Consider the following 4,549-nt stretch of genomic DNA (forward strand, 5'->3'; position numbering starts at 1 on the left):
CCGCCCGGTCCCACCGCCCGGCCACCCGGCGGGCGGCCGCGGCGACCGGACGGCGGGCCAACGCCCCGTCGCCGTCCGCCACATGGTCCCGTACCTTCGCGGAGGCCAGCACCAGCGAGACGGTCGCCGCGAGCCGCGCGCCCTCCCCCTGCGCCACCGACGCGGTGCGCATCCCGCGCAGCGGACACGGCCCCGCGGTGCGCCGCCAGCCGTCGGAGCGACCGGCCTGAGCCTCCACCAGAACAGATATGACCAGCCCGTCGTAGTTGGTGGCGACGCGGGCGAACTGACCGTGCTCACCGCGCAGCGCGAGGCACAACCCGCACAGATGCGCCATCCATTCCGTCCGCAGGTTTTGCGACAGCCGGTGCCGACAAGGCCGGATAATGCCAAACAAAACTGTCCCCGTTCACCCGTACGTCCCCGGTGTCACCCGTCCGGCCTGCGGAGTCTACCCAGCGCTCCGTCAGCCCCCTTCATCAGGTGCAACCCTGATATGGCGCCAAACGTTGTGCACCGGTAACGTCACAAATCCGCTGTGCGGCCGCAATCCACGTGGCACATCATCCGCATCATGGACGACCATAGAGGGGCGGACAGTACACACCGTAAAGAGGAGAGGAGGCGTCCATGGGATCGGTGCGCAAGGCGAGCGCTTGGCTTGGCCTCGTCGACGACAGCGATGACGAGCGCTACTACGACGACGACTACGCCGAGGGGCCCGAGCCCGGCGACTCCTGGGTGACCGACCCGCGGGTGCGGGTGGCCGACCAGGCCGCACAGGACCAGGGCACGCGGATCGCGACGGTCACCCCGGACGGGTTCCGGGACGCCCGCGGAATCGGTGAGATGTTCCGGGAGGGAATTCCGGTCATCGTCAACCTGACGACGATGGAGCCCGCCGACGCCAAGCGCGTGGTGGATTTCGCCGCCGGACTGACGTTCGGGCTCCGCGGCTCCATCGAGCGCGTCGCCAACCGCGTCTTCCTCCTCACCCCCGCCGACTACCAGATCGTCAGCGGGGAGCCCAGCCGCGGAATCGGCGGCTTCTTCAACCAGAGCTGAGCTCGGCGAGGCCGCTCACCGGAAGGCATCCAGACCGGTGAGCGCCTTGCCGAGCACCAGTTGGTGCATTTCGACGGTGCCCTCGTAGGTGAGCACCGATTCCAGATTCGTCGCGTGCCGCATCACCGGGTACTCCAGGGAGATCCCGTTGGCGCCCAGGATGGTCCGGGCCGTGCGGCAGATCTCGATCGCCTCGCGCACATTGTTCAGCTTGCCGAAGCTGACCTGCTCCGGACGCAGCCGCCCCGCGTCCATCCGCCGCCCCAGATGATGGGCGAGCAGCACGCCCTTGTGCAGTTCCACCGCCATGTCGGCGAGCTTGGCCTGGGTGAGCTGGAAGCCCCCGATGGGCCGCCCGAACTGCTCCCGGGTGCGGGCGTACTCCAGCGCCGACGCGAAGGACGCGCGCGCCGCGCCCAGCGCGCCCCAGATGATGCCGTAGCGGGCGTGGCTCAGACAGCTCAGCGGTCCACGCAGCCCGGTGACCTCGGGCAGTACGGCGTCGGCGGGCAGCCGCACCTCGTCCAGGACGAGTTCACTGGTGACCGAGGCGCGCAGCGACCACTTGTGCTTGATCTCGGGGGCGGAGAAGCCGGGCGCGTCGGTGGGGACGGCGAAGCCGCGGACGCCCTCGTCGGTGCGGGCCCACACCACCGCGACCCCGGCCACCGAGCCATTGGTGATCCACATCTTACGGCCGGTCAGCACCCAGTCCGTGCCGTCCCGCTTGGCGTACGTGCGCATACCGGCCGGGTCGGAGCCGTGGTCGGGTTCGGTGAGCCCGAAGCAGCCGATGACCTCGCCGGAGGCCATCCGCGGCAGCCACTGCTGCTTCTGCTCCTCGGAACCGAAGCGGTGGATGGCGTACATGGCGAGCGAGCCCTGCACCGAGACCAGGGAGCGGATGCCGGAGTCGGCGGCCTCCAGCTCCAGACAGGCCAGCCCGTACTGGACGGCGCTGGCGCCCGCGCAACCGTAGCCGGTGAGGGACATGCCGAGCGCGCCGAGGGAGCCGAGTTCGCGGGTCAGTTCGCGGATGCCGGGCAGTTCGCCACGCTCGTACCAGTCGGCGATGTGGGGCAGGACGCGGTCGGCGGCCCACTGCCGCACGGTGGTCCGTACCGCCAGGTCCTCCGGCTCCAGCAGGTCGTCGATGCCCAGCGGGTCGTCGGGGTCGAACGGCGGCAGGGTGCCAGCGGACATGGGGAGCGACCTCCGGTTCGATGTGGCTTCCGGCCGCTGACGCTACGGCCGGGTAACGCCTGCCGTCCAGACCGTGTTGGATCAGCCGGGTGCCTCGCCCGTGGGGCTGCGGGTCAGCTCCGGGACTCGGCGCCGACGACGGCGGCCGGGTCGCGGCGCGGCGGGGTGTCCGCGATCTCCTCGGCGTCCGGGGCGTCCGCGGTGCGGGGAGCGTCCGCGGCCCCGGCGGGACACGTGCCGTCCGCGTCGTCCTCGCCGGCGGGCGCGCACTCCATGGTCTTCGGCAGCCGCAGCGCGGCCAGGGCGCCCATCAGCAGCAGACCGGCGCTGACCGCGAGCGTCACGTGCAGCCCGTGGACGAAGGACGCGCGGGCCGCGGCCATCAGGGCGGCCCCGGACTTCCCGCCGAGCTGGGCGGAGACCTCGTACGCCGCGCCCAGCGACTGGCTCGCGTCGGCGCTGGCCTTGCCGGGCACCCCGGTCACCGAGGAGACGCCCGGCTTGTAGGCGGCGTTCATGACGCTGCCCAGGAGGGCTATGCCGATACCGGCGCCGAGCTGGTAGGAGGTCTCACCGATGGCGGCGGCGCCGCCCGCCGACTTGGCGGAGGCCTCGTTGAGCATGGACTCGTACGCGCTGAACAGCGTGGTCTCCAGGCCGAAGCCGAGGACGACGAAGCCGCCCACGAGCACCGCGGGCTGGTCGGACTGGCCCATGGTGATGAGCGACAGCACACCGGCGGCGGTGAGCACGAAGCCGAGCCCCACCATCATGCGGGGGCCGAGCCGCTGGAGCATCCGGGAGCCGACGAGCCCGGCGGCCATGGCGGCGAAGGTGAGGGGCAGCAGCCTCAGCCCGGTCTCCAGCGGGGTGAGCCCGAGGACGAGCTGAAGGTACTGCGCGGCTATCAGCTCCAGGCCGACGAGCGCGAGCAGGGCGACCACGATGCAGCCGACGGAGATCGAGAAGGCGGGCCGGGCGAACAGCTTGAGGTCGACCAGCGGATGCGTACGGCGCCGCTGGCGGCGGACGAAGAGCACCAGCACCACCAGCCCGATCAGCACCGGGGCGGCGGTGAGCGCGTCCAGCAGCCCGGTGCCGCTGCCCATCCGCTTCACGCCGAAGACGAGGCAGAACAGCCCGCCGGCGGCCATGAGCGCGCCCAGCACGTCCCAGGGGCCGTCCCGGTCGCCGGTGGACTCCGGCAGCAGCCAGCGGCCGACGGGCAGCGCCACGGCCATCAGCGGGAGGTTGACCAGGAAGACCGAGCCCCACCAGAAGTTCTCGACCAGGAAGCCGCCGAGCAGCGGGCCGACCGCCGCGCCGACCGCCGCGACCGCGCTCCAGATGCCGATGGCCAGGGCCCGTTCCCGGCGGTCCGGGAAGACCTGGCGCAGGATCGACAGCGTCGCGGGCATGATCATCGCGCCGCCGACGCCCAGCAGGGCACGGGCCACGATGAGGATCTGGGGGGTGGCGGCGAAGGCGGCGAGCGCCGAGGCGGCGCCGAAGAAGGCATAGCCGAGCAGCAGTACCCGGCGGCGGCCGACCCGGTCGCCGAGGGTGCCGAAGAGGATCAGCAGCGAGGCGCAGACCAGCGGGTACGCGTCCACGATCCACAGCAGCTCGATCGCGCCGGGCCGCAGGTCCTCGGTCACGGCCGGAACCGCGACGTGCAGCACGGTCGCGTCCACGGCGACGAGCAGCAGGCTGACGCAGAGCACGAGGAGGACGATCCAGCGGTTCGCGCCGCCGCCCGCCTCGGTACCGAGCCATTGCCGGGGAACGGCCGCCGTCCGCCGAGTGCGGGCCGTGGTCGTCCCGGACATGTACGCACCTCCCTGGTCTTGCGCTCGCGTCGCGCCGGGACGGGACGAACGTCACTTCGTAGGGACGTCCGGCGGCCCGGCGGCGAAGGCACGAGTGGAGAGGTCAGGGTACGCGAGTCGCCGCGCGAGGCGTGTGCCGCAGGTCATGTTATGGGCATCGCCGCAGGCCAGGGCGGTGGAGTACGTTCCGCCTCTCCCCTTTTGTGCCCTGTCTGCCTTCCGTCCGTCCCTTGTCCGTCCCTCGTCCGTCTCCCGTGCGCCGTCAGGCCGAGCGGTTGGCCCCCGACCGTCCTCCCCCCGTCCGTCGGCTGTTCGTCCGCCGGTTATCCACAGGCCCGGGCGGGCCCCGGCAACATCCTCGATAATCGTCGCCGTGACTGATCTTGCCCAAGCCGACACCGCGCCGCCCGGCGCCGGGCGGCCGGGCGGCGTGGCGCTCGCCGCGCTGCGCC

Annotated in this window: 4 protein-coding genes; 1 reads left to right on the top strand and 3 read right to left on the bottom strand. The window is 72.0% G+C overall.

The features are described 5' to 3' along the window. A partial coding sequence (locus tag EEJ42_RS33745; RefSeq protein WP_221179458.1) for a DUF5685 family protein occupies nt 1-397 on the bottom strand: 397 nt, incomplete at its 3' end. A gap of 233 nt (nt 398-630) precedes the next feature. Between EEJ42_RS33745 and EEJ42_RS33750 the strand changes: the two genes are divergently transcribed. Then, nucleotides 631-1,065, top strand: coding sequence for a cell division protein SepF (locus EEJ42_RS33750; protein WP_123105865.1), 435 nt, complete (start codon nt 631-633; stop codon nt 1,063-1,065). Between the two features lie 15 nt (nt 1,066-1,080). Here EEJ42_RS33750 and EEJ42_RS33755 read toward each other — a convergent pair whose 3' ends face one another. Beyond that, nucleotides 1,081-2,268 carry an acyl-CoA dehydrogenase family protein gene (locus tag EEJ42_RS33755; RefSeq protein WP_123105867.1) on the bottom strand — a complete coding sequence of 396 codons (1,188 nt, stop codon included), beginning with the start codon at nt 2,266-2,268 and terminating at the stop codon, nt 1,081-1,083. 113 nt (nt 2,269-2,381) lie between these two features. After that, nucleotides 2,382-4,097, bottom strand: coding sequence for an MFS transporter (locus EEJ42_RS33760; RefSeq protein WP_123105869.1), 1,716 nt, complete (start codon nt 4,095-4,097; stop codon nt 2,382-2,384). Nucleotides 4,098-4,549: the final 452 nt, after the last annotated feature.

Origin of the sequence: Streptomyces botrytidirepellens, from assembly GCF_003721215.1 — a bacterium.
Classification (GTDB): Bacteria; Actinomycetota; Actinomycetes; order Streptomycetales; family Streptomycetaceae; genus Streptomyces; species Streptomyces himastatinicus.